Raw genomic sequence first — 26,236 nt, 5'->3', positions numbered from 1 at the left:
CGTCCCGCAACGCGAGATTGTTGTCGGAAGCCCCGCCGCCCGTGCTGCAATTTTCAGGTCAGCCTTCCTTCATCCACTCCGGCTCCACATATTCCTTTACCCACATCCACTGACCCGGCTCAAACAAGTTCGTGTATTGCTTCCGTTCCGCTTGCTCCCGAGGGGTCAGCGTGCGGACATCGGGGAATTCATGTCCCTTCCGGATCATATGAATATCCGAACTGGAAGTCTTCGTGTATCCCTGCCAGATCCCCGTTTCAGGACACAGCATCCCCGTACACAGATTCATCAACCCGTATTTGTGGCGCTTCGCTTGTTGCTCTTCCAAGCGGCGCTGTTCGCGTTCCTCCGGTGTCAAAATCCTGTATATGCGGCTTATCTCAACTATCCACAGTCGCTGCGGAAAGGATCCATCCATCGGGTTGATGTAACCAAGATCGACGTCGATAGGAAATTTGCTCCCGGCGACGTCTTTTGAGCGATAGCGAAAGGACTGCAAGTTGGGGGCATCTGGGGTGCGCGTCGTTATTTCATTCCCATACCGACGATTCCCTCGAGAGTCAATCCAATAGTCCTCTAACTGGAGGAGTGATTTGATTTCCGTATCAGGCAGATTGGCAACCCTTGCGTCAACGACAATTCTTACCCCAGCCGGAACGATTTTCACTTTATCGCGATCCTCACTGTAGTCCTCCGGATCATCGCCAGTGGAAAATTCAATCTTCGTACCCCACAGCGCACGATTTTTGTATTTATAAAGAAACCCTTTTGCAGGAGGGTGCGTCCACGTCGTGTAGTTTGTCCCAAAGATAATATTCTTCGGATCGTACGGCGCATCATCGCGCAGGATTGCCATTGCTGTTTTAAGGATGGTGCGCAGTGCGACGCGCTGCTCTTCGGCTGTCGTGTGCATTTCAAATCCCTCCCTCAATGGCGTCAAGTGAAGCATCGTATCCTCCTGTGCATGTACCGGGGTTACGCACGAAAACACGATCAGGACGGTCCCAATAGGTTTGCACCACTTCCGCACACGCATAAGCATCTTCTTCATGTAACTGGCTCCGGTATCCCTCTTCGAAACTCACCATCTTCGCCGCCGTTTCCGGCGACACTCTCAACAGCTTGCACACCTCGGCCTGTGCGATCGGCACATCCGGTTTCATATAGGCTCCGCCCGTCTGATTTTGCATGTGCGAAATCATCCAGTAATAGTGAAAAACCAACATGCGATGTAGCCCAGTCATTACCCGCACGTCATCTGGGATTCGCGTCTTTTCGGCTGCGTAAAAAACATCTTTGCGCGTACTATCTTCATACACTTGTGTTGCCTGAGAGAAAATCGCGTAGTCGCTCGGATGTTGCTGAAGCAAGGCCATCATCCAAAATGTTTGCTGGCAATGTCGTGCTTCGTGATAAAGCAGGTCCGCGAAGGCCTTCAGGGTGCCATCCAATGCTGCTGCATTATTCGATGATCTAATGATTTTAGCGACTTCTCTTTCCTGGATAGATATTACCCAGGATCTTCCAACAAATGACGCACTGACATCCGGGCGCATGTTGTATCTGGCTGCACCTTCCTTTTCATTAACAATATCGATCTTGGGAGTCGCCCCATTTGACCTCATCCGGTCCGTTGACGAACCACTTGGTAATCCAAACGGACCCGTCGTAAGGGCGGTGCTCAATATATTTTCGACCGCAAGCGCAATACTTTCTCTTGCCTCGTCCGATATCTCGCCACTCAACGTATCGAACCTGCCCCACTCGATCCCGGTGAGCGCCTTCTTGATCGCTACCGCATAGGCCTTCGCCACCGGATACTCGACATCCCTGCGCACCGGCATGTCTGGAGGTGCATCGCCCTGTTTCGCCCCGTCGATGAAGTGATGAAAGCGCAACCCGAAGTTCAGCGGATCACAGGTCGCGAACGCGGCCGGCTGACGCTCGGACGTCGCCCCCTGTTCCGGGGTGCTGACCTTCTTGCCCTTGATCGTCGTGGTGCGTTTGTCGGCGTTCGGCGCTTGCGCGGTGTAGGGCGTCGTGTTGTCGCGCACGATGGCGGCCCGGTTCACCGCAATCACCTTGTCCGGATCGCTCGCCGCCAGCAGTTCCACCGTGCCGAACGCGATGTCGTGGCTCGTCACCACATCCGTTTCGCCCAGTTCGTTACTCACCCCCTCCATCACGCGTCCGTTGTCGAGCGTGATCCGGTACGGCTGGTTTGGCAGTGCGAACCCGCTGTCATGCTCCAACAGCACGAAATGCGCCGCATACTGCCCGGGATTGTCGAGGGTGACCGGCACCCGCATGGGCCGCACCTGCGCATCGTCCGTCTGGTGACTGCCGGCATAGACCGTGTGCTCGCCGGCCGTTCGCACCACGTAACCCTGTTCGCTGATGCGAACCTCCGTACTGCCGGCGTGCAACACGATTTCCTCTGCCGCATGCAGGTGGATACTGTCGGTCGTGCTCGTGATCTGGATCGCCTTCCTGGCGCTCACGTCGACACCATCGGTCCGCGCCTCGATCCGCACTTTCCCCGCGGCGGCAATGAGCGCCACGCCCGCCTTGTGCACGAACAGCGAGAACGCATTCGACACGCTCGCGAACAGCGATCGCCCCACGGCAATCCCGACATGCCGGCCGCTCGTGACCGCCACATCCTCTGCGCTTGCAATATGCGCGCTACGTTCGGCCGCCAGACTGATGCCCGCCGACCCGGCCATCACAATGTCGGGTTCCGTCAGTTCCGGGAAGTCATCCGCACCGCGGGATGGTGTTCCCCGAATCGCATCGTGACGCGCCTTGATCGCACGGGTGATGTCGCTTTGGTCGGCATCACGTTGTTGTGCGTCGTGCTGTTGCGCCAGATTCGTAAGGCTTTCCTGCAGTTCGCGTGCTCGCGTCAGCCGGCCGATCGCCTCCCTGGCGTCCTTCGCGTGGCCGGGGCCACCCGATTGACCGTCCGTTGATATGAACAGTCCCTTCAACGCCCGAACGACACCCCAGTCGTCGGTGCGCAGATCGAAGCCTTTGCCGCGCGCGTCGTCGCGGCCTTTCTTCCGGGTGATGCGCCGAAGGTTGCCGAGACTCAACATCGACGCGCCTGCGTCGCTCGCAAGCTGCGTCTGGATTTGCTCCCGCGTATCGTCGATCGCCAGATGGCCGGATGCAATGCCGCCGAGTTCCCGGCCGCGAATGACCGATACCGCGTGATTGTTCGGCAAGTCCAGCGCGGGCTGGCGGAGCTCGTTGACGGCGCTACCGATGATCACCGGCAAGTCGGGGTCGCCGTAGTAGTGCGACACCGCCACTTCATGGCCGATACGCGGAACGAACGTCGCGCCCATGTCCACGCCTTGCCACGGCGACAGCACGCGCAGCCAGATACCCGAATGCTCGTCGTGCTGACCCTCGCGGTCCCATTGAAACTGCACCTTGACCCGGCCGTATTGGTCGGTCCAGATTTCCTGCCCGGCCGGGCCGACGACGATGGCTTTCTCGGGGCCGCCCATGACGGGCTTGCGAACGCTGCGTTGCAGACGGAACGGTTCGTTCGTCGGCAGCAATTCGAACCGTGCGTCAACGCGATAGTCCTGCGCTCCGCTGGTCCGTCCCGCGACTTCCTCGATGTCGAGCGCGCACGATACAACGAGGTATTCACGGTTTGCCGCCAGTTGCGGGTAGCCGGTGAGGGTAAAAGTGCGCCCGACCGTCAGGCCGCGCAGATTCCCTTTCCCGTTCGCGCGTCGCCCCGCGCAGCGCTGCGCGTCCAGTTGAACGTATGCGAAGTGGTGCGCTTCACGAGCCGTGTCGTTCGGTTGGCCCGTGAGCCCTTGCGCGCTCGCGAGCGGCTGGCTGTAATCGCCCCAACCGTATAGCTCGCCGTCGGCGCTTGCGCTCGGGCGAGGGTTGTCCACCACGGCCGCCAGATCGGCGCGCGGGCGTGTGTAGTCGTAATCCGTCAGGCTCACCCGGCCCGGTGTGAGGCGGCTGGTCACGGACAGCGTGTGAATGTGTTCCTCATCGATACGCCGACCACCGGGCGGCAGATAGCGCAGCGTCTCATAGGCGGCCCCGTGCGGGCGGTGACCGCCCATCGCGTCAGACAAGACCAGACGGTGACGACCGTCGTCATGCTCGAACCACCACCAGATTCCCCATTCTTCCCAGAGACGTTGCAGGAACGCCCAGTCCGATTCGAACGCCTGTCGCTGCACGTCGCGTTTCGGATAAACGCCCCGGAATGCACCCAGACGTTTGTCGACGGGATACGGATATTTCGAGAGCACCGCGTCGGTGATTTCAACGACGGTCATATCCTGGAACAAACGGCAATCCCGCGTGAGGGTCGCGCGATAGAGCCACGGGCGCAGCTCCAGTTCGTACAGGATTGCATCGCGATCCTGACCGGTCATTCGGGCCGCTTCGACCAGCCCCGTTATCTCGCGCGTGCCCGCGCCGATGTTGCCGAGCCCCTCGGCACCCGCGAGCCCCGGAATGAACTGCCCCTTGCCTTCAAGCTGGATCGACACGGTGACTTCCGTACCGACTAGTTTGTCCAGATCAACATCAGCTGTGCGACTGGGGGAGAACGCATAGGCGTCATCGGTTCGCAACGTGACGAGGTAGCGGCATTCATCGATTCGACCGATCGTTTCGGACCCTTGCAAGCGTACGGGAACGAAGACCGGCAGCGCATCCATGCCATAGGTCGGCAGCGCCGCACCCGCGAGTGACAGCGTGCGAGCTTGCGCAAACATCGTCATTTACACGGCCCCCGTCGTTAGCGGACCGATAACGATCGCACCGCAGCCGGTCTTGTCGCCGCGATAGCCGACGCGCCGGCCGCGATGTGTGCGCAAACCGGTTGCCAGCAGCGGGAAAACACCGCCGCATTTCCGACAACGAACACTATGGCCGTCAAGCGCGACGCCGACTCCGAGATGTTTCAGGTCGTTCGCGCATTCGATGACTTCGCCGCCATGATCGGTGGCGTCTCCCAGGCGAACCATTTCGTGGCCTTGTGCATTCTTCATCAGCGATCTCACATCTCACGTGGATCGAGATTGATAACGTGGAAATGCTGTGTCGCCTATAGGATGAATACGATTTTTCCGGTCCTGATCGCACGGCTGGTACGCACCCATCATTTGCCGGAGTGATGACACTCCCCTTTTTCTGCGGATTTGACCGGGGCCGGCGGGGCCGACAACACTAGCCCGCAGTGCTGCAACAGACGGCACGCGCCTGCCTCCCCCTTCAGAGTCCGCCATGTACCCGACCGACACCGTGCAATCCCCGAGCGCCGCCCGGCCGCTCGCCGACCGGCAGCTACGCCGGATCGTCATCGCCTCCGTCGCCGGCAACGCGATGGAATGGTACGACTTCTTCGTGTACGGCACGGCCGCCGCACTGGTGTTCGGCCACGTGTTCTTTCCGCCCGGCGCATCGCCGCTCGCAGGCAGTCTCGCCGCGTTCGCGGCGTTCGCGCTCGGCTTCGTCGCGCGTCCGCTCGGCGGGATCGTGTTCGGCCACGTCGGCGATCGCTACGGGCGCAAGGCGTCGCTCGTATGGACGCTGCTGATCATGGGTGCGTCGACGTTCGCGATCGGCCTGCTGCCGACCTATGCGCAGGTCGGCCTGTGGGCGCCGGCCGCACTCGTCGTGCTGCGCCTGCTGCAGGGCATCGCGTCCGGCGGAGAATGGGGCGGCGGCGTGCTGATGATCAGCGAGAACGCGCCGCCCGAGCAGCGCGGCTATTACGCGGCGTGGAGCCAGCTCGGCGTGGGCGGCGGCTTCGTGCTGTCGTCGGCCGCGTTTCTCGCCGCGCAGGCGCTGCCGGACGACATGTTCCGCACATGGGGCTGGCGGCTGCCGTTCCTCGCGAGCATCGCGATCTTCGCGATCGGCATCTATATCCGCCGCCATCTGCCGGAAAGCCGCGACTTCGAGCAGGCCGGCAAGCGCGGCGCGCACACGCACTTGCCGATCGTCGAGTGCATCCGCCGTCATCCGAAGGAAATCCTGCTCGCGATGGGGCTGCGCGTGGCCGAGAACGGCGGCGCGTACATCTTCCTCGCGTTCTCGCTCGTCTATGGAAAATACGTCTGGATTCCGAACGGCACGATGCTGACCGGTGTGATGATCGCGATGGTCGTGGAGATGGGCGCGATGCTCGCCTGGGGCCGCCTGTCCGACCGGATCGGCCGCAAGCCCGTGTACCTGATCGGTGCGCTGAGCCTCGTCGCATGCGCGTTTCCGTTCTTCTGGCTGCTCGACACGCGCGTGACGCCGCTCGTGTGGCTCGCGCTGACGGTCGGCACGGCGGTAAGCCACGGCGCGATGATCGGCACGCTGCCGGCACTCGTCGGCGAACTGTTCAGCACCGAAGTGCGCTACTCGGGCGTCGCGCTCGGTCATGAGGTCGCGTCGATCTTCGCGGGCGGGATGTCGCCGCTGATTGCGACCGCGCTGCTCGCGCGCTATCACGCGTCGTGGCCCGTGTCGCTGTTCCTCATTGCGCTCGGCCTCGTCACGGTCGCGACGCTGTGCGTGATGCGCGAGACGCGTGCCGTGCCGGCAGCCGGCACGCGCGGCGACACGGCATGAGCGCGCGGCCCGCGCCGGCCGCCGCACCCGCGTTGCCGGTGGGCGATTGGCGCACCGGTCCACGGCGCCACGTGCGCGCTTGCGCGGCGCCGCAAGCGCACGCAGCCGCAATGTTCAGGCTACGCGTCCCGGCCGCGCCGCGCGCTGTCGAACGCCGGCGCCAGCCCGAGATGGTCGAGCAGCCGCGCGAATTCGCCGAGCCGCTGGCGCATGTACGCGGGCACGTCGACCGCCGCATAGTCGTGGAAGCCGGCGCCCGTGCGCACACCGTCGCGCCCGGTTTCCATGTTGTGCACGACGCTCGCGGCCGGCGCGAAGCGCGGGCCGATCTCGCCGGCCAGGTACCGCGACGCGTAGTACAGGATGTCGCAGCCGCCCCAGTCGATGAATTCGAGCAGCCCGAGCACCGCGAAGCGCGGACCGAAGCCGGTGCGGATCGCGATATCGATGTCCTCGGCGCTGGCCACGCCTTCCTCGACCATCCGCGCGGCCTCGTTCATCGCGAGCGCCTGAATGCGCGGCACGATGTAGCCGGGCGCCGGCCCGCAGATCACCGGCTTCTTGCCCACGCATTCGAGCAGCGCTGCGACGGTGTCGACAACGGCCTGATCGGTCGCGTCGCTGCGGCTGACCTCGACGAGCGGCATCAGCAGCGCGGGATTCAGCCAGTGTGCGTTCAGCATTCGTGCCGGGTGCGCAACGTGGCGCTGCAATTCGGTGACGACGAACGTCGACGTGGTCGACGCGATCGTTGCGTGCGCATCGACGTGTTCGCCGAGCCACCGCAGCGCGTCGACCTTTGCATCGAGCACTTCGGGCAGTGCTTCGAACACGATATCGGCATCGCGCACCGCGTCGGCCGCGCCGTCCCGCGCCACCAGTGCGATGCGCGCGGCGACGGCGCCGGCCTGCGCGGCATCGATGCGGCCGAGCGCGAGCTGCGCATGCAGCGGCCGGGCGATCTCGTCGCGCGTGCGCGCGTCGAACGCGCGACGGCCAGCCGCATCGCGCGGCTTGAAGTCGATCAGCGTCACGTCGAGGCCGGCAAACGCGAACACGAGCGCGATGCCCTGCCCCATCCGTCCCGCGCCGAGCACGTGGATGCGCGTCACATCGTCGGCCGCCTTCATGCCGCGTACCCCGCATCGACCAGCGCGCGCAGCGCGTCCTTCGACAGCGCCGCGAGCCCGAGCCGCTCCAGCGTGCGGCCTTCCGCATACAGGTCGCGCCCCGCGACCGCGCTCGCGATGCTCAGCAGCCCCTGCGCGACGGGCGTCGGCACGCCGGCCCAGCGCCCGCACGACACGATGAACGACAGCCCGAGCCGGGTATCCTCGAGCATGTAGCGATGCGTGCGCAGATCGATCTTCTCGCGCCAGTCGCCGCTATCGGTCAGCTTGCCGTGCGCGCCGCGCCCGTACATCCACTCGTCGCCGTCGGTCGCGTAGTGATCGGCGAGCGGGAAATGCGGCGCGCGATAGCCGAGCGCTTCTCGCACCGCGATGCGTTCGGCATCGAGCGCGTTCGTCACGCGGCGGATCGACGGCTGCGTGCCTTCGTTGTGGATGTCCCACGCGTCGAAGTGTTCGAGCGGCCCGGCGTTCATCAGGATCAGCGGCGGATGGATCACCGGGCCCGCATTCATCAGCGCGCCGGACAACGCATCCTCGACCGGCTCGACCGACGGATAGCCGGCGCGCAACACGTCGAACGCCCAGCCGGCTGCATTCACCGGCCACACGCCGGTCGGCAGGCGCGTCGCGTACGCGCTGATCACGACGTCGTTGTCGCGATACTTGCGCACCAGGTACGGCAGCGTGCCCGTTTCGGCGAACGCGACGCGCGAACGGTTGCCGGCATCGGCCGCCGCGCGGGCGAACACGGCGCTGCCGAACGTGCCGGGCGGCAGGAACACGACCTGGCCGTCCTCCAGCAGCGGCGCGACCTGCGCGGCAAGCGCGTCGTGCGACGTGGCCGGCAACGGCACCACGACGAGTTGCGCGCCGTGCAGCGCGACGGCCAGATCGTCGGTCAGGCGGATCGCGCCCGGCGCATCGCCGAGCGGCACCGCGCGCTTGCCGCGATAGTCGGTGACGTTCAACACGCCAAGCGCGCGCAGCCGCGCGTGCGGCTCGCGATCGCGCCGCCACCACGTCACGTCGTGACCTTTTTCGAGCAGGTCGATGGCCGCCGCATGGCAGCCGTGGCCGCCGCCCAGAACACATACCTTCATCGTCTTCTCCTGGTGATCGAGTACGCCCGAGACTACGCGGCCGCCTGCGCCGCGTCGCTTCAAAACACGCAACGACGCGCCCGTTCGCGCAACGCATTCGCGACGCTGCGCAAGCCCACGCGCCCCTGCATCCGCTACGAGGTCTATCAATGGACATCGCCCTTTCCCGCCATGCACCGAACCGGCTCGGCACGCTGCACGCCCCCGACGAAGTCGAACGCGCGGTCGCGCATCGGCTCGGACCGCACCGGATGGCCGCGTCCGGCCGCGATCCGTTTCGCGCGGAGCTGTACGAGGTGCCACTGCATCACGGCGCGCTGCTCGAACTCAGCTACGGCCGCGAAACGCGCATCGAGTTCGGCGAAGACGCCGATCACTTCCTGTTCCGGCTGACGCTCGCCGGTGCGTGCGAGCTGCAGGCCGGCAGCGTCGTCGCGTACGCCGGCCCCGGCGCGCTGACCGTGTCGTCGCCCGCGCTCGCGAGCCGCCTGCGCACGAGCCCCGATTGCCGCAATCTCGTGCTGCGGCTCGAACGCGGCGCGCTCGAACGCAAGCTGCAGGACATGCTTCGCGCGCCGCTCGCGCGGCCGCTGCAATTCGACGTGGCAGCCGGCGGCGCCGGCACGGGCGCCGCGCTCGTGCTGCCGACCTTCGAGTACCTGTGCCGGATCGGCGCGCAGCCGGGCATCGGCACCGCGTCGCCGATGTTCGGCACCGACCTCACCGCGTGGCTGATGTCACTGCTGCTCACGCACCTGCCGCATTCGTACAGCGACACGCTGCTGCGCGGCACGCCGCCGCTGCCGGCCCATGTGCGGCGTGCGTGCGCTCACGTCGATGCGCACCTCGACGAACCGCTCGCGCTCGCCGCGCTGGCGGCCGTCGCGGGCGTCGCGCCGCGCACGCTGCAGCATGCATTCCGCGCGTTCCTGCACACCACGCCGGCCGCGTACGTGCGCGAGCGCCGGCTCGCCGCCGTGCACGCGGCGCTGCAACGCGGCGACGCGCGCAGCGTGACCGACGTGCTGCTCGCGCACGGCATCCATGGCTTCGGCCATTTCGCGAAGGCGTATGCGCAGCGTTACGGCCACGCGCCTTCCGTCACCGCGAGGCAAGCTCGATGACGCACTCCGCCCCCGGTCGGCCGACGGCCCGCCCCGAACCCGCGCCGCACGACAGCGACGCCGCCGACGGCCTGCGTGTGCAGGATCTCGATCTCAACCTGTTGAAGACGTTTCGCGCGGTGTATGAAGAGCGGCACGTCGGCCGCGCGGCGCTGCGGCTCGGCGTCACGCAGCCGTCCGTCAGCTATGCGCTCGGCCGGCTGCGGCTGATGTTTCGCGACGCGCTGTTCGTGCGTACCGGCACCGGCGTCGAGCCGACCCCGCGCGCGCAACGGCTCGCGATCTCGGTCGACAAGGCGCTCGCGATCCTGCAGCACGTGCTCGACGAAGGCTCGCGCTTCACGCCCGACAGCACGCAGCGCGTGTTTCGTCTGCACATGAGCGATTTCGCGGCGAGCGCGTTCCTGCCGACGCTGCTCGCCGCATTCGACCGGCGTGCGCCGGGCGCGGTGATCGAGACGCTGCACGTCGACGAGTGCCAGCTCAACGTCGCGCTCGAATCCGGGCGCATCGACTTCGCGCTCGGGCATTTCGCCGATGCGTCGAGCCACTTCCAGCGCACCGCGCTGCTGCACGAGCGCTGCGTGCTGTTGATGCCGCGCCGCACCGCCCAACGCGTCGGGCTGCCCGACGATTTCGTGCTCGACGGCACGGCGCCCGACGCGCTGCGCTTCGTCGCGGTCACGTCGCATCCGCAGTCGATGCAACTGCTCGAACGGCACGAACTGATGCCGCGCGTGCGCGCCGCGCTGCCCGATTTCATGGTGGTGCCCGCGTTGCTGCAGGACGGCGATTACGCGCTGATCCTGCCGAAGACGATCGCGATCACGTTCGCGGCGCGCCAGCCGTGCGTGCTGTACGAGATCGCCGGCGCCGGCGAATGGGCCGTCAACGCGTACTGGCATCGGCGCTTCGATGCGGACCCCGGCCATCGCTGGCTGCGTGCGCTGCTGCTCGAACTGTTCAATATCGGCGAGCAGGCGCCGTTCGATGCATGGCTCGCGCCGCAGCCGCCTGCTTGCGCGTAGCGGCTCGAGCAAGCATGGGCACGGGCCCGCCGGCACGCTCAGAACGACGTGAGGATGCCCGCGACGAGCGAACTCGCGGTCGCGCCCGGCTTCGCCACCGCGACGCCGCCGCCCGCCGCGCCGTTGACGACGAAGCGCGCATGCGCGCCGTTGCGCACCATCGCGGCGCCCGTGTACAGCACCGTGCGCTTCGACAGCGGATAGTCGAAGCGGATGCCGTACGAATCGGCGTTGCCGTCGCTGTCGGCGACCTTCCGGTAATGGCCGACACTCAGCAGCAGCGACGCGCGCCCGATCGGCACCGTCGCGCTGAGCTCCATGATGTCGCTGTGCGGATACGCGCTCTGGCCGTCGATCGCGGTCGCGACGTCGGGACCGCCGCGATGGCGCAGGTACAGCGCGGCCACCTTCACGACGCTGAAGTCGTACGAAATCGCGCCGAGCGTGTAGTTGCCGTTCGCGGCCGTGCTCGCTGCACCGAGCGTCGATGCGGCGACCGGGCTGAACTTCTGCTGCATGATGTCGACGTCGACCGACAATCCGCCGCGCACGTAGTTGATGCCGGCGCCATACGTATCGCCGAGCGTCGCCGGCTGCCCGGCCGCGCCGTTGGCGCCGCGCGCGGCCATCGCGCGCAACAGGAAGCCCGCGTAGCGCGGCGACGTGTAGCGCATCGAGTTGCGCACGCGCAGGAATGCGGGCCCGACGAAGTTGTTGGTCGCGTTGCCCCATGCGAGCCCCGCGCCGAGGCCGGGCAGGCTGTATGTGACGAGTGTCGTATGCAGGATCGTGTAGAGCTCGCCGAACTGCACGCCGCCGAACGGCCCCGTGATGCCGACCCACGCTTCGCGGCCGAACAGCGCGCTGCTGTTCGACAGCGCGCCGCTCGCCGCGTTGAAGCCGTCCTCGAGCTTGAAAATCGTCGCGTAGCCGCCGCCGAGATCCTCGACACCCTTCAGCCCCCACTGCGACGCCCACAGGTTGCCGCTGCCCATGCGCGTCACGTGGTTCGGCCCGGCGTTCGCGTATTCGATCGCGGTGTCGATGCGGCCGTAGAGCGTCACGCTCGATTGCGCGACGGCAGGCAGCGCGTTGCACGCGAGCAGCGCGGCGAGCGGTACGGCAAGCCGGAAGGCTCGCCGGTTCGAATGGTTCATCTGCGTCGTCCCGTAGAAGTTGCGGCGCCTGTCGGCATCGCGCCGCTTGATGTGAAGCGCGCTCGCTTTCGGATGCGAACGCTGCCGATCAAAACCGGCCCGAGTCTAGGAACGACAATTTCGGACGTCGACGCAATGCGCTCTATAACGCTTATAGACGCGCCGCATGACGCGCACGGGCCCCGCCGCGCGCGCGCTGCGCGGCGGCCCGCGCGCACGGCCTCGGTGTTTTCTTTATCCGGGTCGGTAAATATCCGTGTGGCGCGGCTGTCACTCCGGCTATGGCGGCCGAATTTGGCCGACTACGCTGCGTCACCGATCGTGTCATCCGCACGCTTTCGCGCTGCGACGGCGCCCGGCCCGCGAGGCCGATGCCGCGCTTTTCCACCGCCCGCTCCTGGAGAACCCGCATGTCCGCATCCACGGCCCGCGCTGCCGACGGCAAGCGCTATACGTACGAATGGTATGTCGTCGTCATCTGCATGCTCGCGTACGTCTTTTCGTTCGTCGACCGCCAGGTCCTCGTGCTGATGATCGAGCCGATCAAGCGCGACCTGCACCTGTCCGATACGCAGTTCAGCCTGCTCAACGGCTTCGCGTTTTCGCTGTTCTATGCGGTGATGGGGCTGCCCGTCGCGTATCTCGCCGACCGCTATGCGCGCCCGCGCATCATCTCGCTCGGCATCGCGCTGTGGAGCATCGCGACCGCCGCGTGCGGGCTCAGCCAGCACTTCGTGCAGATGTTCGTTGCGCGGATGGGCGTCGGCGTCGGCGAGGCCGCGCTGTCCCCCGGCGCGTATTCGATGCTCGCCGACTACTTCCCGAAGGAGAAGCTCGGCCGCGCGATCGCCGTGTATTCGCTCGGCTCGTTCATCGGCGGCGGCATCGCGTTCCTGATCGGCGGCTACGTGATCGCGCTGCTCAAGCATGCGAGCGCATTCACGCTGCCGGTGGTCGGGCAGGTGCATGCGTGGCAGGTCACGTTCCTGATCGTCGGGCTGCCGGGCATCCTCGTCGCGCTGCTGTTCGCCGCGACCGTGCGCGACCCGCAGCGCAAGGGGCTCGCGCAGGATCGCTCGGGCGCGGTGCGGCGCGTGTCGATGCGCGATTCGCTGCGCTTCGTCGGCATGCACCGCGCGACCTTCTCATGCCACTATCTCGGCTTCTCGTTCTACGCGATGACGCTGTATTGCCTGCTGAGCTGGACGCCCGCGTTCTATATCCGCCGCTTCGGAATGACGGCCGTCGAAGCCGGCTACACGCTCGGCATCGTGCTGCTGGTCGCGAACACGGCCGGCGTGTTCTGCGGCGGCTGGCTCAACGACTGGCTGCTGCGGCGCGGCCGCGGCGATGCGCCGATGCGCGCCGGCGCGATCGGCGCCGCCTGCATGGTGATTCCCGCGACGCTGTTCACGCAGCTCGACAGCCTGCCGGCGTCGCTCGCGATGCTGGTCGTCGCGATGTTCTTCGCGTCGTTCCCGATGCCGACGTCGACCGCCGCGATGCAGACGCTCGCGCCGAACCAGATGCGTGCGCAGATCTCCGCGCTGTTCCTGCTCGTGTCGAACCTGATCGCGCTCGGGATCGGCACGACCGTCGTCGCGCTGTTTACCGATCGCGTGTTCGGCGCGCCGGCCGCGGTCGGGCACTCGATGTCGATCGTCAACGTCGCGGCGGCGACGCTCGCCGCGCTGCTGCTCGCCGCCGGCTGCCGCCACTATCGCCGCAGCCTCGAGCGCGAACGCGGCCACGCGTCGGCATCGGCTTCGGCCGATGCGGCCGTCGACGGCGGCAACGCCATTGCCGCCCGCTGAGGTCGCGCGGTTCACCGATCGCGTGGTCGGCGCACCGGCCGCGCGATTGCCGCACCGCTGACCGGCGACGATCGACACGCCCACCATCATCCATCCCGCTTATTCCGGCATCGATTTTTAATCGATTTGATTTATGCGATGACCGTCCCTATTCTCGATCGCATGACGGCGCGGGGCTCCGCCGCGCCGCGTTTCTCTACCCCACGGAATTTCCCATGCAAGCGAACCGCCACCAGGTCCGGATCGACACGCTGATCGACGCGGCGCAGGACATCCGCTGTTTCCGGGTCTCGCGCGTCGACGGCCAGCCGTTCGACGCGTACGAACCGGGCGCCCATATCGACGTCACCGCGCCGTCCGGCATCACGCGGCAATATTCGCTGTGCGGCAACCCCGACGAGCGCGGCAGCTATCTGTTCGCGGTGAAGAAGGAAGCGCAGTCGCGCGGCGGCTCGCGTTCGCTGCACGACGACGTGAGCGTCGGCGCCGAATTGTGGATCGGCACGCCGCGCAACCTGTTTCGTCTGACCGATGACGCGAGCGAGCACGTGCTGATCGCGGCCGGCATCGGCATCACGCCGCTGCTGTCGATGGCGTATGCGCTGCACCAGCGCGGCGCGCGTTATCGACTGCACTATTTCGCGCGCAGCCGCGACCATGCGGCGTTCGTCGACGAACTGTCGGCCGAACCGTTCGCGTCGCACGTGACGTTCCATTACGGTGTCGAGCCCGATGCGCTCGCGGCCGAACTCGGCCGCTGCATCGAGTCGATTGATCTGGAAGCGCATGTCTATACGTGCGGCCCCGGGCCGTTCATGGATGCCGTTGTCGCAGCCGCGGCCAAGCGAATCCCGGAAGACGCGATTCATCTCGAACGCTTCGCGGCGGAACCCTCCGCGACGGTCACTGCGGATGCCGCTCCAGCGGAAGACTTCGAAGTGCGCCTGCAACGCAGCGGCCAATCGGTGCGCGTCGCGCCCGATACGTCGATCGTCGACGCACTCGCGAAGATCGGCATCGAGGTCGATACGTCATGCGGCGAAGGCGTGTGCGGCACCTGCATGGTGCCCGTCATCGACGGCGAACCCGATCATCGCGATCACTGCCTCAGCAAGGCCGAGCGCGCGAGCAACACGGTGATCTGCTGCTGCGTGTCGCGCGCGCGCTCGGCGGTGCTCGTACTCGATCTCTGATGCGCCGAACGCGCCACCGTATTGCCGCGCCGATCTACTGATCGACTCATGTAAAGATGCGCGGCCGACGGACACTCCGCCACCGCGGTTGCGTCGGGCACGAGCCGCCCGACCGTCATTCGTCGAAACGCTCGACGATCTCGGCGAGCAGCGCGCGCATCCACGCATTGCCCTCGTCCTCGTGAAAGTGCTCGTGCCAATGCATCGTCACCGGCGCGGGCGGCAGCGTGACCGGCAGCGCATACAGGCGGAACGCGTTGTCGCGGTTCAGGATCTGCGCGAGCCGCTTCGGCAGCGTCGCATACAGATCGGTGACCGACAGCACGCTCGGCAGCGCGACGAAGTGCGGCACCTCCAGCGCGATGTTGCGACCCACGCCCTGCGCGCGCAACGCGTCGTCGAGCGCGTGGTGGCTGTGCTCGACCGATTTCACGTTGACGTGCGCGGCGCGCACGAACTGCTCGAGACTCAGCGCGGCGGTCGTCGGCAGCCCGCGCCGGCGCCCCGTCATGCACACGTAGGTTTCCTCGAACAGCACCTGGTGGCGCGTGCGCGGCATCAGCTCAGGCAGGTTGCCGATCGCGAAATCGAGCCGGCTCGCGCGCAGCGCCTCCTCGATCTCCTCCACCGGCAGCGGCTGCACGCTCAACGTCACGCGCGGCGCGCGCTCGCGCAGCGCCTGGCAGATCGCCGGCAGGTATGCCATCTCGCCCGCATCCGACAGCGACACCCGGAACGTGCGCGTGCTGGTGGCCGGATCGAAGCGCTCCGCATAGCGCAGCGCGACGCGCACCATGTCGAGCGCCTTGCCGACGATGCCCGCAAGTTCGAGCGCGACCGGCGTCGGCTGCATGCCCGAGCGCGTCCGCACGAACAGCGGATCGTCGAACAGCGTGCGCAGCCGGCCGAGCGAATAGCTGACGGCCGGCTGCGACAGCGCGAGCCGCTCGCCGGCCTTCGTCAGGCTGCGTTCCTCGACGATCGCCTGGAATACGCGCAACAGGTTCAGATCGAGATGATCGACCGACGTCATCGTGACCTCCATCATTTGCCACATTTATTTGATTATCAATTTTAGATCAATTTGACCGATATGCGGCAGAAGACGAGACTGATCTCCGGACGCTGCGCCCAGCGCGGCCCGATTTTCGCGACTCTTTCCCCACGACGACGATGAGCGACATTCCCTACCAGACGATCGACACCCGCGCGTTGCATGGTCTCGCGCAGCCCGACCGCATCGCGCCCGCGATGTATCACGATCCCGCGCTGTTCGAAGCCGAGCTCGACCGCATCTTCTACCGCACCTGGATCTGGGTCGCGCACGACAGCGAACTGCCGAACCCGGGCGACTTCATCACGACGACGATCGGCCGCCAGCCAGTAATCGTCGTGCGCGACAAGACCGGCGAGGTGAACGTGCTGCAGAACCGCTGCCGCCATCGCGGCGCGACCGTGTGCGAATCGCACAAGGGCAACGCGAAGGGCTTCACGTGCCCGTATCACAGCTGGTCGTACGCGCTCAACGGCACGCTGCGCGCGCTGCCGTACGGCGACGGCTACGAAGGCGTGTGCGAGAAAGGCGACCTGCCGCTCGTGAAGCTGCGCGTCGGCGTGTACCAGGGGCTGATCTTCGCGAGCTTCAACGATGACATCGAACCGCTCGAGGATTTCCTCGGCGGCGCGAAGCCGTGGATCGACCTGTTCATGAAACAGGGCGCCGGCTACCCGATCAAGGCGAACGGCGAGCACAAGTTCAAGTTCAAGGGCAACTGGAAGATCCAGCTCGAGAACACGACCGACCTCTATCACTTCCCGGTCGTGCACAAGTCGTGGATGAAGTCGATCGACGACGAGACGGCCGCCGCGATCACGAGCTTCATGACGAGCGAGCACGCGTTCTGCCGCGCGCTCGGCAACGGCCACAGCCTCGCGGTGCTGATGCCCGAGCTGATCGATCTCGACGATGACGACGGCGCACCGCTGGCCGAACGCTTCGCGCCGCTCGCGGCGAAACTCGCCGAACGTCACTCGCCCGACGAAGTGCGCCGCATCGTGCGCTCGCTGATGGGCGTCGGCTTCAACCTGAACCTGTTCCCGAACCTCGCGCTGTCGATGGCCTTCTTCCGCGTGCTGCGGCCGATCTCCGCGAACGAAACCGAGATCCGCCACGTCGCGCTCGCGATGGACGGCGGCCCCGACGAAGCGAACCGCGAGCGGCTGCGCATCCACGAGCACTTCCAGGGCCCGTTCGGCTTCGGCAGCCCCGACGATGCGGAAGCGTGGGAGCGCGTGCAGCGCGGCGCGCAGGCGGGGCCCGACGTGCCGATCCTCGTGAATCGCGGGCTGAACCGCGAGACGACCGCCGCGAACGGCGAAAAGACCGCGCATGCGACCGACGAGACCGGCATGCGCGAAGCCTACCGGCAATGGCGCAACATGATGGAGCAGCAATGATGGACGACCGCAACGCCCTCTTTTCCGAGCAGACCTTCGCCCGCGCGGTCGAATTCGTGTGGCGCGAAGCCGAGATGCTCGACCGCCGCGACTATCGCGCGTGGCTCGACCTGTGGGATCCGACCGGCCACTACGTGGTGCCGATCGATCCCGACGCGACCGATTTCGCGGCGACGCTGAACTACGTGTTCGACGACCAGGACATGCGCGAGAAGCGCGTGCAGCGGATGGTGTCCGGCTATTCGGCGTCGGCCACCGACGCGGCGCGCACGGTGCGCACCGTATCGCGCTTCACGCTGGAAAGCGGCAGCGCCGATACCGTCGAGCTGAAATCGGCGCAGGTGGTGGTCGCATACAAGCGCGGCGTCGCGACGCTGTTCGCGGCCGACGTCACGCACAACCTGCACGTCGATGCCGAAGGCGAGATGCGGATTGCGGAGAAGGTCGTGCGCCTGATCGACTCGACCGAAGCGCTCAGCGCGATCGGCTTCCTGCTGTAAGCCGCGACCGGTTCACCGTCGCCAGCGCAATGGTGAGCCGGGCACCTTCACCGGTGAGCGGCTGCCGGTTCGCCGTCGCCCGCGCAAAGGTGAACCGGTCACCTTCACCTTTCAGCGGCGACCGCTTCGCCGTCGCTCGCGCAACGGTGAGCCAGTCACCTTCACCTTTCCGGACGACCATGCCCACACTCGAAGTTTTCCTGCCGGCCGGCCATGACGACGCGCGCAAGGCCGAGCTGATCGCGCGCCTCAGCCACGCGACCGTCGACGCGATCGGCGCACCGCTCGAATCCGTGCGCGTACTGCTCACCGAACTGCCCGCGACGCATATCGGCCTCGGCGGCCGCAGCGCCGCGGACGGCGCGCCGCCGTCGCTGCCGGTGATCGTCGCGATCCTGATCGCCGGGCGCACCGACACACAGAAGCGCGCGCTGATCGCCGCGCTGTCCGATGCGGGCGCGAACGTGCTCGACGCGCCGCTGCAGGCGACGCGCGTGATCATCAAGGACATTCCGAACACCGACTTCGGCATTGGCGGCCAGACCGCGCGGGCGCTGGGGCGCTGACCATGCGTCGCGCGTCGCCGCCCCGCCGCAATGCGCCGACGCGGTTGCGCTCACCCGTCGGCGAGCGGCAGCGTCACGCGGCAGTCGAGCCCGCCGCCCGCGGCCGGGCTCGCGGCGATCCGCCCGCCGTGGCGCGCGACGATGCTCTTGCACAGCGACAACCCGATCCCGTTGCCGCCCGCCTTCGACGACGAGAAGCCATCGAACAGCCGGTCGTGCGCGCCGGCATCGATGCCCGGGCCATTGTCGATCGCACGCAACTCCGCATGGCCGGCCACGTTCGCGGTGCCGAGCGTCAGCGTGCGCGGCGCGCGCTCGCAACTGGCGAACGCCTCGATCGCATTGAACGCGAGATTCAGGATCACCTGCCCGATCAGCACGCGCTCGCAGCGGATCGGCAGCGGCGCGTCGGCCTGCACGATCGCGACCGTCACGCCGGCCTCCTTCGCACGCAGCTCGATGAAGTACGCGACGTCCGCGAGAATGTCGCGCAGGTCGGCGCGCGCGACGACCGGCTCGCGCTTCACGATGAATTCGCGCACGCTCTTGATGATCAGCGCCGCATGCTCGGCCTGCCGATCCGCGCTGCGCAGCCCCCAGATCGCGTCGTCGACGGCGCCGTTGCCGTTCAGCCGCCGCACCGCGCCTTCGATGAAATTGCGCACGGCCGCGAGCGGCTGGCTCAGTTCGTGCGCGATCACGGTCGCCATCTCGCCCATCGCGTTGTAGCGGCCCGCGTATTCGAGCATCCGCGCCTCGGCGCGCCGCGCGTCCTCGATCGCGACTTCGTCGCTCACGTCGCGAAACTGCACGAGCAGCCCGTCGAGATCGCCTTCGATCTCGACCTGCCGGCACAGGATGCGCAGCCAGCAGGCGGAGCCGTCGCGCCGCACGATCCGGTAGCGCTGCGGCGCGGACGGGCATGCGGACGGCGCGTCGCGCAACTGCGCGACGAGCCGGTCGCGATCGGCCGCCGAGCAGTAGTCGAGCACCTCGCCGAGCGGCTCGTCGGGCGCGAGCCCCAGCACGCGGCGGCCCGACTCGCTGATGAACTGCACGCCGCCGTGCGGCGTCACGACCGCGATCCCTTCGTCGAGATCCTGCATGAACTCGCGCAGCCGCGCCTCGTAGCGGCGCAACTGCTGGCGGACCGCCTCTTCCGCGCTGATGTCGCGGAACTGCACCATCACGACGTCGCGCCCGCGCAGCGGCACGTAGGTCGCGGTGGCCTCGGACAGCATGTCGACCCCCGTGCGCGAGCGATAGCACCATTCGTACACCTGCGGGCCGTCGACGAGTGCACGATCCCACGCGCTCACCGCGATCTCGCGCCGGTACTTCGGCTCGGGGCGCGTCATGTCCGGCGCCTTCAGCGGCAGCAATTCCTCGACGGAAAAGCCGAGCGCGATGCACGCGGCGCGATTCGCCCACACGATCGCCCGGGTGCGCGCGTCGTGCAGCAGCACGCACGTGGTCAGCGCGTCGAGCAGCCGGTGGAAATCGTCTTCGTCGGGAAAACTCATGATCGGATTCGGAGGAAGGCGCGCGGCATCGCGCGGCCGGAAACCCAACATAGCACCGGCGCGCGCCGATCGCATCTGAAGATTTCTTTAGGCCGGCACGGAGCGTCACCAGTCGCGCGGCCCAACGCACCAATTGCTGCGTGTTTTCGGCGTTTCTAGACTAGGGTCTGTTTGCATATGAAACGCACATGCGAATGCCGGAATCGCCCCATCCCCAGGAGACTTTCATGCCGCAAGCCGCCCTCGCCATCGAATCCGCGCCGACCTCGCCGCCCGCGGCCCGTCCCGCGGCCGCGCCGTTGTCGCCGCTCGACGCGGTGATCGAAACCGTCGCCGCGCGCCGCGACGAATTCGACCGGCTGTCGCACGTACCGCGCGACGTGATCGCGCTGTTCAAGCAGGCCGGCATCTATCGCGCGGGCACGCCGCGCCGCTTCGGCGGCGATGCGCTCGCGCCGACCGCGTTCCTCGACATGATCGAACGGATCGCGACCGCCGACGGCTCGGCCGCGTGGGTCGCAAGCTTTGGCTCCGCGAACGTCTATCTCGCCGCGCTGCCGCTCGACACGCAGGCCGAGCTGTACGCGAGCGGCCCCGACCAGGTGTTCGCGGGCGGCCTGTTCCCGGTGCAGCCTGCGCAGGCCGCGCCGGGCGGCTGGCGCGTAAATGGCACGTGGAAATTCGCGAGCGGCTGCAAGGGCGCCGACTGGCTCGGCGTCGGCATCGCCGTGCCGGGCGCGCAGGACGCCGCGCCGAACAAGCCGCGCACCGCCGTGTTCCGCGCCGCGGACGTCGAGATCGTCGAGAACTGGAGCGTGGTCGGCATGCAGGGCACCGGCAGCCACGACCTGCGCGTGAACGACCGCTTCGTGCCGGAGGCGTGGACCTTCGTGCGCGGCGGCGAGGCGACCGTCGACGAGCCGCTGTACCGCTATCCGACCGTCGCGTATGCGGCGCAGGTGCTGGCCGTCGTCAACCTCGGCCTCGCGCGCGCGGCGCTCGACGTCGTGAACCGGATGTCGGGCGGCCGCCAGACGACGACCGGCGCGCCGCGTCTCGCCGATCGCGCGTATTTCCGCATCGAGCTCGCGAAGGCCGAGGCGCAACTGCGCTCGGCGCGCGCGTTTTTCTACGATGCGACCGATTCGGTGTGGCAATCGATTCTCGCGGGCAACCCGGTGACGCCCGACCAGGTCAGCCTGCTGCGGCTCGCGGCCACGCAGATCGCGCGCGAAGGCGCGAGCGTCGTCGAACGCGCGTACCGCCTCGGCGGCACGGCCGCGATCTACCGGTCGCATCCGCTGCAGCGGCTGCTGCGCGATGCGATGGTCGTCACGCAGCACGCGTTCCTCGCCGAAGGCAACTTCGACGGCGCGGGCGCGGTCTTCACCGGCGTCACGCCGTTTCCCGGCTATCTGTAACCTGCATCGCCCGAAACTTTCGATGAACGCGCATGAAGCCGCCGCACCGTCGCCGGCCGGCTCATGCGCCCGACCGATTCCTCTGGAGAACCCACTATGTCCGATTCGAATCCGCTGCCGCTGCGCGTGCTGTTCTGCTGCGGCGTGTCGCAGAATTTCTTCGACCTGCCGCGCGAAAAGATCGGCGAAGTATGGCAGGCGTACGGCGCGATGCTCGCGGCCGTCGAAGCGATGCCCGGCGTGCGCGTGCTCGGCGTGATGGACGACGACCGCCTCGTGGTCGGCCAGGCCGACGGCGCACCGTGGACCTTCTACATCATGGCCGACGTCGCCGATTTCGACACGACGGTCGCCGTGTGCAACCTGTACCGCACGACGCCCGTCGGCGAATACAACCTGTGGCGCTACGGCAAGATCGAGGCACGCGTCGGCCGCGCGCTGACCGTGCCGCCGGCCACGAAGCCCGCGGCGTGAGGCGCGCGATGACCGATCTGTCTGCGGCCGCGATCGACGCGCTCGCACAGCGCGTCGCGGCGCTCGACGCCGAGCGCGCGGTGCGCGCGACGATCACGCGCTACATGGCGCTGTGCGACGTACCCGAAGATGCGGGCGAAGGCCCGTCGCTGGCCGAACTGTTCACGTCCGACGCCGTGTGGGAAGGCATCGGCCCGCTGTACGCGCGCAAGTTCGGCCGTCTCGAAGGCCCGGCCGCGATCGTCGCGATGCTCGGCCGCTATCTTCCGCCCGATCCGCATTTCTCGGCGAACCTGCACTTCCTGACGTCGGAGTCGATCGAGATCGGTGTCGACCATGCAAGCGCACGCGGCCGCTGGATCATGCTCCAGGCGTCGCGCTACGCAGACGATTCGGCCGAGCTGATCGCCGCGCGGCTCACGATCGATTTCGCGCCGGCCGCCGACGGCGCCGCCTGGCTGATCCGCCATTTCCGCACCGAACGCGTGCTCGACGGCCCGTGGCCGCTCGCCGCCGCGCCACGGTCCTGAACCCTTCCACCGTATTCGCACGCCATCGCACCATGACAGGCTTCATCGACACCTTCACGCTCGGCGGCCCCGGCCCGACGATCGCGATCAAGGACACGATCGACATCGCGGGCTATCCGACCCGCGCGGCAAGCCGCGCGCTCGCCGATGCGCCGCCGGCCGTCCGACACGCGGACGTGGTCCGCCTGCTGCTCGACGCCGGCTGGCAGATCGCCGGCAAGGCGAACATGCACGAACTCGCGTTCGGCATGACCGGCATCAACGACTACACGGGCACGCCCGTCAATCCGCAGGATGCCGCGCGCATTCCCGGCGGCTCGTCGAGCGGCTCCGCGTCGCTCGTCGGCCTCGGCGCCGTCGACGCGGCGCTCGGCACCGATACCGGCGGCTCGATCCGCGGGCCGGCCGCGTGCTGCGGCGTGGCCGGGCTGAAACCGACGTTCGGCCGCGTGTCGCGGCGCGGCGTCGCGCCCGCGGACACCACGCTCGATTGCGTCGGGCCGTTCGCGCGCGAGATCCGCACGCTCGTCGCGGTGATGGCCGCGATCGCGCCGGACTTCGATCGCGCGCGGGCGACCGCTTCCGTTGAAGGCGGCACGGTCGCCCAACTCGCCGTCGAAACCGATCCGGCGATCGCCGCCGCGCTCGATGCGGCCGTTCGCGCGTCGGGCCTGCGTTCGCATACGATCGTGCTCGATGCAATGCCGGCCGCGTTCCCGGCGGGGCTCACCGTGATCAACGCGGAAACGTCGCGCGCGTTCGGTCACCTGGTCGCGACCGGCAAGCTCGGTGCCGACCTCGATGCGCGATTGCGTGCGGCCGCAACGACCGCGCCTGCGGCATTGAAGGAAGCCGAAGCCGTGCGCGCACGCTTCACCGCACAGATCGACGCCGCGCTCGAACACGCGGACGTGCTGGTGCTGCCGACGCTGCCCGCGCTGCCGATCACGCTGCAGCAGGCACGCGACGGCGTCTCGGTAATCGCGATGTCGTCGCTGATCCGCCCGTTCAACCTGAGCGGCCATCCGGCGCTCAGCCTGCCGCTGCCGCTCGCCGGTTCGCCGTTGAAGGCCGGCTTGCAGATCGTCGGACGCAAGGGCGCGGACGAACGGGTCTGCGCAATCGCGGCACACTTCGAAGCCGCGCTCGCCGCATGAACCACGATACGGGCGCCGCTTCCCTCGGCGTGCGCCCGCGAACCACGGAACTCCATACCATGTCAGACAGAGTCGTTCTCGTCACCGGCGCCGCGCGCGGGCTCGGCGCCGTCATCGCCGAACGCTTCCATGCGGCCGGCTATCGCGTCGCGCTGGCCGACATCGCCGCCAACGCGATTCACGCGCATGCACGCGAGCTCGATCCGAGCGGCGAACGCGCGATCGCGCTGCCGCTCGACGTCACGTCGAAAAGCGATTTCGAAGCCGCGCGCGATGCGCTCGTCGCGCGCTGGGGCACGATCGACGTGCTCGTCAACAACGCGGGCGCATCGAAGGTCGTGCCGGCGATGGAGATCACGGCCGAGCAGTTCGACCAGGTGATCGACGTGAACCTGCGCAGCGTGCTGTTCGGCTGCCAGGTGTTCGGCCAGTATTTCGCGCAGCGCGGCGCGGGCCGCATCGTCAACATCGCGTCGCTCGCCGGGCAGAACGGCGGCTCGGCGACGGGCGCGCACTATGCGGCCGCGAAAGGCGGCACGCTGACGCTGACCAAGGTGTTCGCCCGCGATCTCGCCGCGCAGGGCGTGACCGTCAACGCGATCTCGCCGGGGCCGCTCGATCTGCCGATCGTGTACGAAAGCGTCGCGCCGGAAAAGCTGCGTCAGGTGCTCGCGAGCCTGCCGGGCGGCAAGCTCGGGTCGGCCGGTTTCGTCGCGGATGCGGCCGTGCTGCTCGCGTCGGGCGACGCGCATTTCGCGAACGGCGCATGCTGGGACATCAACGGCGGGTTGTACATGCGCTGAACGGTACGCACGCATCGGACGCGCGGTGCGTGTGCGCGGTGTGCGTGCACATCGGCTGCGTCGCGTGCGTTGCATGCTTCTCGTGGCCCGGATGCGCAAGCCGATCCGCGCACAGCCCCGACCGCTATCGAGACGCCTCCCCATCGTCGCCCCACACGACCATCACGTCGCGCACGAGCGCGGCGATCGACGTCGCGCCGAGCTTCTCCTTGATGCTCGCGCGATGCACGTCGACGGTCTTCACGCTGATCGACAGGTCCGACGCGATCTGCTTGCTGCCCTTGCCGTCCACGACGCCGCGCAGCACTTCCTTCTCGCGCGCGGTCAGCGCATCGAGCCGCTGGCGTAGCTCGCGGTGGCGCTGGCTCACCGCATGCCGCTGCTGCGCGAGCCGCAGCGCGCGCTGCACGCGCTCGAGCATCTGCTGCGAGTTATACGGCTTCTCGACGAAATCGATCGCGCCGTTCTGCAGTGCGCGCACCGACATCGGAATGTCGCCGTGTCCGCTGACGAAGATCACCGGCAGCGTCGCGCCGCGCGCATTCAGTTCGGCCTGCACGTCGAAGCCGCTTTTCTCCGGCATCCGCACGTCGAGCACGAGGCACGCAGGCAGGTTCACGTCGAAGCGCGCGAGAAAATCGGCCGCGTTCGCGAACCCTTCGGACGCGATGCCGACCGATTCGAGCAGCCACGCGAGGGACGTCCGCATGCCGCCGTCGTCGTCGACGATGTATACGATCGGTGCGGGTGACGTCATCGGGGTGTCTCGCAAAATATCGGTATCGGTATCACGCGCGACGCAGAGGTGAAGCCCGCGTCGTTCGTCGGGGGTATGCGGCACATCATAGCGAGCCGAAAATCCGCTGAATACCCCTTCACGTACCGCGTGAACGCACAACCGCTCATTTTTTCGCGCAGCGTGCCGCGCATCTAGGTAGAACCTTTAGATGCGTTGGCGCGAACGCCATCTTCGTCATCGTTCGTGCGAATGGTCGGCCGCATTTTCGCGGCGTACGCTTGGGTCATCGTCGGCCGAGCGATGCTGCATCGACAGCACCCGCGATCGCCGCCTTCATCCAACCAGGAGCGCCCATGTCCGCCACGATCGATACCCCGCAACCGGCGCGCGTCGAACCGACCGACGCGCAAAAGGCCTTCCGCCAGGCGATGGCCCATCTCGGCGCGGCCGTCAACGTGATCACCACCGCGGGGCCGCACGGCCGTTGCGGGATCACCGCGAGCGCCGTGTGCTCGGTCACCGACGCGCCGCCGACGCTGCTCGTGTGCCTGAACCGGTCGAGCGCGATGCATGCGACCTTCGAGCGCAACCGTCAGGTCTGCATCAACGTGCTGCCGGCCGAGCACGAGCTGCTCGCGCGACACTTCGCGGGGCTCACCGACCTGCCGATGGAACAGCGCTTCGCTCTCCCCGTGTGGGATCGCGGCGAACGGGACGTGCCGGTGCTGCGCGATGCGCTCGCGAGCCTGCAGGGCACGATCGCCGAGATGAAGGAAGTCGGCTCGCATTCGGTGATGTTCATCGAGGCGACGTCGATCCGCGTGCGCGACGACGGCGACAGCCTGATCTACTTCAGCCGCGCGTTTCATCGCGTGTCGCGCACCGCATGCGTGCGGTGACGGGTG

General features: G+C 67.2%; 23 protein-coding genes. 14 read left to right on the top strand and 9 right to left on the bottom strand.

What is annotated here, in order from left to right; translation table 11 throughout:
• Positions 1-58: 58 nt before the first annotated feature.
• Genes J8I33_RS04140 through J8I33_RS04130 form a run of 3 tightly spaced genes read right to left on the bottom strand, consistent with a single transcriptional unit; the run spans position 59 to position 5,039 of the window.
• Positions 59-949 (bottom strand): hypothetical protein, encoded by an 891-nt coding sequence (locus J8I33_RS04140; protein ID WP_245171442.1) that lies wholly within the window; start codon positions 947-949, stop codon positions 59-61.
• Positions 915-4,769 carry a type VI secretion system Vgr family protein gene (gene tssI, locus J8I33_RS04135; RefSeq protein ID WP_209933289.1) on the bottom strand — a complete coding sequence of 1,285 codons (3,855 nt, stop codon included), beginning with the start codon at positions 4,767-4,769 and terminating at the stop codon, positions 915-917. The genes J8I33_RS04140 and tssI overlap by 35 nt, the downstream gene beginning before the upstream one ends.
• Positions 4,770-5,039: a PAAR domain-containing protein gene (locus J8I33_RS04130; protein ID WP_209924631.1), complete on the bottom strand. Its 270-nt coding sequence runs from the start codon at positions 5,037-5,039 to the stop codon at positions 4,770-4,772.
• A 235-nt stretch (positions 5,040-5,274) separates the two neighbouring features.
• Between J8I33_RS04130 and J8I33_RS04125 the strand changes: the two genes are divergently transcribed.
• Positions 5,275-6,612 carry an MFS transporter gene (locus J8I33_RS04125; RefSeq protein ID WP_209933288.1) on the top strand — a complete coding sequence of 446 codons (1,338 nt, stop codon included), beginning with the start codon at positions 5,275-5,277 and terminating at the stop codon, positions 6,610-6,612.
• 119 nt (positions 6,613-6,731) lie between these two features.
• Here J8I33_RS04125 and J8I33_RS04120 read toward each other — a convergent pair whose 3' ends face one another.
• Together J8I33_RS04120 and J8I33_RS04115 are read right to left on the bottom strand one after the other, a co-directional pair.
• The gene (locus J8I33_RS04120; RefSeq protein WP_209933281.1) at positions 6,732-7,742 is read right to left on the bottom strand and encodes a 3-hydroxybutyryl-CoA dehydrogenase; all 1,011 of its coding nucleotides are present in this window, start codon (positions 7,740-7,742) and stop codon (positions 6,732-6,734) included.
• Positions 7,739-8,845 (bottom strand): NAD/NADP-dependent octopine/nopaline dehydrogenase family protein, encoded by a 1,107-nt coding sequence (locus J8I33_RS04115; RefSeq protein ID WP_209933275.1) that lies wholly within the window; start codon positions 8,843-8,845, stop codon positions 7,739-7,741. The genes J8I33_RS04120 and J8I33_RS04115 overlap by 4 nt, the downstream gene beginning before the upstream one ends.
• A 149-nt stretch (positions 8,846-8,994) precedes the next feature.
• Between J8I33_RS04115 and J8I33_RS04110 the strand changes: the two genes are divergently transcribed.
• Together J8I33_RS04110 and J8I33_RS04105 are read left to right on the top strand one after the other, a co-directional pair.
• On the top strand, positions 8,995-9,969 hold the full coding sequence (locus tag J8I33_RS04110) for an AraC family transcriptional regulator (protein WP_209933272.1): 975 nt from the start codon (positions 8,995-8,997) through the stop codon (positions 9,967-9,969).
• Positions 9,966-10,997, top strand: a complete 1,032-nt coding sequence (locus tag J8I33_RS04105; protein ID WP_209933265.1) for a LysR family transcriptional regulator — start codon at positions 9,966-9,968, stop codon at positions 10,995-10,997. Before J8I33_RS04110 ends, J8I33_RS04105 begins: the two co-directional genes overlap by 4 nt.
• Before the next feature lie 38 nt (positions 10,998-11,035).
• Here the strand turns inward: J8I33_RS04105 and J8I33_RS04100 are convergent, their stop codons facing one another.
• The gene (locus J8I33_RS04100) at positions 11,036-12,154 is read right to left on the bottom strand and encodes a porin (protein ID WP_209933259.1); all 1,119 of its coding nucleotides are present in this window, start codon (positions 12,152-12,154) and stop codon (positions 11,036-11,038) included.
• A gap of 410 nt (positions 12,155-12,564) precedes the next feature.
• On the opposite strand from J8I33_RS04100, the gene J8I33_RS04095 reads away from it, so the two are divergent.
• Entirely contained in the window at positions 12,565-13,968 is a 1,404-nt protein-coding gene (locus J8I33_RS04095) for an MFS transporter (RefSeq protein ID WP_209924626.1), read from the top strand.
• Positions 13,969-14,183: 215 nt separating this feature from the next.
• Positions 14,184-15,161, top strand: a complete 978-nt coding sequence (locus tag J8I33_RS04090; protein ID WP_209933252.1) for a PDR/VanB family oxidoreductase — start codon at positions 14,184-14,186, stop codon at positions 15,159-15,161.
• A 115-nt stretch (positions 15,162-15,276) separates the two neighbouring features.
• Here the strand turns inward: J8I33_RS04090 and J8I33_RS04085 are convergent, their stop codons facing one another.
• Positions 15,277-16,194 (bottom strand): LysR family transcriptional regulator, encoded by a 918-nt coding sequence (locus tag J8I33_RS04085; RefSeq protein ID WP_209933246.1) that lies wholly within the window; start codon positions 16,192-16,194, stop codon positions 15,277-15,279.
• A gap of 140 nt (positions 16,195-16,334) precedes the next feature.
• Between J8I33_RS04085 and J8I33_RS04080 the strand changes: the two genes are divergently transcribed.
• The 3 genes from J8I33_RS04080 (at position 16,335) to J8I33_RS04070 (ending at position 18,684) form a co-directional block, all read left to right on the top strand.
• The gene (locus J8I33_RS04080) at positions 16,335-17,618 is read left to right on the top strand and encodes an aromatic ring-hydroxylating dioxygenase subunit alpha (protein ID WP_209933244.1); all 1,284 of its coding nucleotides are present in this window, start codon (positions 16,335-16,337) and stop codon (positions 17,616-17,618) included.
• Positions 17,615-18,118, top strand: coding sequence for an aromatic-ring-hydroxylating dioxygenase subunit beta (locus J8I33_RS04075; RefSeq protein ID WP_209924623.1), 504 nt, complete (start codon positions 17,615-17,617; stop codon positions 18,116-18,118). Before J8I33_RS04080 ends, J8I33_RS04075 begins: the two co-directional genes overlap by 4 nt.
• A 179-nt stretch (positions 18,119-18,297) precedes the next feature.
• Entirely contained in the window at positions 18,298-18,684 is a 387-nt protein-coding gene (locus J8I33_RS04070; protein ID WP_209933242.1) for a tautomerase family protein, read from the top strand.
• A 50-nt stretch (positions 18,685-18,734) separates the two neighbouring features.
• Here the strand turns inward: J8I33_RS04070 and J8I33_RS04065 are convergent, their stop codons facing one another.
• Complete coding sequence (locus J8I33_RS04065) at positions 18,735-20,282, bottom strand: ATP-binding protein (RefSeq protein ID WP_209933240.1); 1,548 nt, start codon at positions 20,280-20,282, stop codon at positions 18,735-18,737.
• A 152-nt stretch (positions 20,283-20,434) separates the two neighbouring features.
• Between J8I33_RS04065 and J8I33_RS04060 the strand changes: the two genes are divergently transcribed.
• The 5 genes from J8I33_RS04060 (at position 20,435) to J8I33_RS04040 (ending at position 24,592) form a co-directional block, all read left to right on the top strand.
• Positions 20,435-21,628, top strand: coding sequence for an acyl-CoA dehydrogenase family protein (locus J8I33_RS04060; RefSeq protein ID WP_089489036.1), 1,194 nt, complete (start codon positions 20,435-20,437; stop codon positions 21,626-21,628).
• A gap of 96 nt (positions 21,629-21,724) precedes the next feature.
• Positions 21,725-22,102, top strand: a complete 378-nt coding sequence (locus tag J8I33_RS04055; protein WP_050014413.1) for a hypothetical protein — start codon at positions 21,725-21,727, stop codon at positions 22,100-22,102.
• A gap of 8 nt (positions 22,103-22,110) precedes the next feature.
• On the top strand, positions 22,111-22,632 hold the full coding sequence (locus J8I33_RS04050) for a nuclear transport factor 2 family protein (protein ID WP_209933238.1): 522 nt from the start codon (positions 22,111-22,113) through the stop codon (positions 22,630-22,632).
• Between the two features lie 32 nt (positions 22,633-22,664).
• Complete coding sequence (locus J8I33_RS04045; RefSeq protein WP_209933236.1) at positions 22,665-23,789, top strand: amidase; 1,125 nt, start codon at positions 22,665-22,667, stop codon at positions 23,787-23,789.
• 59 nt (positions 23,790-23,848) lie between these two features.
• Positions 23,849-24,592 carry an SDR family oxidoreductase gene (locus tag J8I33_RS04040; protein ID WP_209924617.1) on the top strand — a complete coding sequence of 248 codons (744 nt, stop codon included), beginning with the start codon at positions 23,849-23,851 and terminating at the stop codon, positions 24,590-24,592.
• Between the two features lie 124 nt (positions 24,593-24,716).
• Here the strand turns inward: J8I33_RS04040 and J8I33_RS04035 are convergent, their stop codons facing one another.
• The gene (locus J8I33_RS04035) at positions 24,717-25,349 is read right to left on the bottom strand and encodes a response regulator (RefSeq protein ID WP_050014407.1); all 633 of its coding nucleotides are present in this window, start codon (positions 25,347-25,349) and stop codon (positions 24,717-24,719) included.
• A gap of 335 nt (positions 25,350-25,684) precedes the next feature.
• On the opposite strand from J8I33_RS04035, the gene hpaC reads away from it, so the two are divergent.
• On the top strand, positions 25,685-26,230 hold the full coding sequence (gene hpaC / locus J8I33_RS04030) for a 4-hydroxyphenylacetate 3-monooxygenase, reductase component (protein WP_124714549.1): 546 nt from the start codon (positions 25,685-25,687) through the stop codon (positions 26,228-26,230).
• The last annotated feature ends 6 nt before the right edge of the window (positions 26,231-26,236 follow it).

The organism is Burkholderia sp. AcTa6-5 (assembly GCF_017815075.1).
Classification (GTDB): domain Bacteria; phylum Pseudomonadota; class Gammaproteobacteria; order Burkholderiales; family Burkholderiaceae; genus Burkholderia; species Burkholderia sola.
The sequence above is the reverse complement of the archived record's forward strand: the minus strand, read 5'-3'. Positions and strand labels throughout refer to the sequence as shown.

What these genes read in the sequence shown, in the direction of transcription:
- J8I33_RS04070 (WP_209933242.1), top strand. Translation starts at nt 18,298, where the DNA reads ATGCCCACACTCGAAGTTTTCCTGCCGGCCGGCCATGACGACGCGCGC.
- J8I33_RS04100 (WP_209933259.1), bottom strand. Translation starts at nt 12,154, where the DNA reads ATGAACCATTCGAACCGGCGAGCCTTCCGGCTTGCCGTACCGCTCGCC.
- J8I33_RS04110 (WP_209933272.1), top strand. Translation starts at nt 8,995, where the DNA reads ATGGACATCGCCCTTTCCCGCCATGCACCGAACCGGCTCGGCACGCTG.
- J8I33_RS04130 (WP_209924631.1), bottom strand. Translation starts at nt 5,039, where the DNA reads ATGAAGAATGCACAAGGCCACGAAATGGTTCGCCTGGGAGACGCCACC.
- J8I33_RS04035 (WP_050014407.1), bottom strand. Translation starts at nt 25,349, where the DNA reads ATGACGTCACCCGCACCGATCGTATACATCGTCGACGACGACGGCGGC.
- J8I33_RS04140 (WP_245171442.1), bottom strand. Translation starts at nt 949, where the DNA reads ATGCTTCACTTGACGCCATTGAGGGAGGGATTTGAAATGCACACGACA.
- J8I33_RS04085 (WP_209933246.1), bottom strand. Translation starts at nt 16,194, where the DNA reads ATGACGTCGGTCGATCATCTCGATCTGAACCTGTTGCGCGTATTCCAG.
- hpaC (WP_124714549.1), top strand. Translation starts at nt 25,685, where the DNA reads ATGTCCGCCACGATCGATACCCCGCAACCGGCGCGCGTCGAACCGACC.
- J8I33_RS04090 (WP_209933252.1), top strand. Translation starts at nt 14,184, where the DNA reads ATGCAAGCGAACCGCCACCAGGTCCGGATCGACACGCTGATCGACGCG.
- J8I33_RS04105 (WP_209933265.1), top strand. Translation starts at nt 9,966, where the DNA reads ATGACGCACTCCGCCCCCGGTCGGCCGACGGCCCGCCCCGAACCCGCG.
- J8I33_RS04125 (WP_209933288.1), top strand. Translation starts at nt 5,275, where the DNA reads ATGTACCCGACCGACACCGTGCAATCCCCGAGCGCCGCCCGGCCGCTC.
- J8I33_RS04095 (WP_209924626.1), top strand. Translation starts at nt 12,565, where the DNA reads ATGTCCGCATCCACGGCCCGCGCTGCCGACGGCAAGCGCTATACGTAC.
- J8I33_RS04065 (WP_209933240.1), bottom strand. Translation starts at nt 20,282, where the DNA reads ATGCGATCGGCGCGCGCCGGTGCTATGTTGGGTTTCCGGCCGCGCGAT.
- J8I33_RS04080 (WP_209933244.1), top strand. Translation starts at nt 16,335, where the DNA reads ATGAGCGACATTCCCTACCAGACGATCGACACCCGCGCGTTGCATGGT.
- J8I33_RS04120 (WP_209933281.1), bottom strand. Translation starts at nt 7,742, where the DNA reads ATGAAGGCGGCCGACGATGTGACGCGCATCCACGTGCTCGGCGCGGGA.
- J8I33_RS04075 (WP_209924623.1), top strand. Translation starts at nt 17,615, where the DNA reads ATGATGGACGACCGCAACGCCCTCTTTTCCGAGCAGACCTTCGCCCGC.
- tssI (WP_209933289.1), bottom strand. Translation starts at nt 4,769, where the DNA reads ATGACGATGTTTGCGCAAGCTCGCACGCTGTCACTCGCGGGTGCGGCG.
- J8I33_RS04045 (WP_209933236.1), top strand. Translation starts at nt 22,665, where the DNA reads ATGACAGGCTTCATCGACACCTTCACGCTCGGCGGCCCCGGCCCGACG.
- J8I33_RS04060 (WP_089489036.1), top strand. Translation starts at nt 20,435, where the DNA reads ATGCCGCAAGCCGCCCTCGCCATCGAATCCGCGCCGACCTCGCCGCCC.
- J8I33_RS04040 (WP_209924617.1), top strand. Translation starts at nt 23,849, where the DNA reads ATGTCAGACAGAGTCGTTCTCGTCACCGGCGCCGCGCGCGGGCTCGGC.
- J8I33_RS04050 (WP_209933238.1), top strand. Translation starts at nt 22,111, where the DNA reads ATGACCGATCTGTCTGCGGCCGCGATCGACGCGCTCGCACAGCGCGTC.
- J8I33_RS04115 (WP_209933275.1), bottom strand. Translation starts at nt 8,845, where the DNA reads ATGAAGGTATGTGTTCTGGGCGGCGGCCACGGCTGCCATGCGGCGGCC.
- J8I33_RS04055 (WP_050014413.1), top strand. Translation starts at nt 21,725, where the DNA reads ATGTCCGATTCGAATCCGCTGCCGCTGCGCGTGCTGTTCTGCTGCGGC.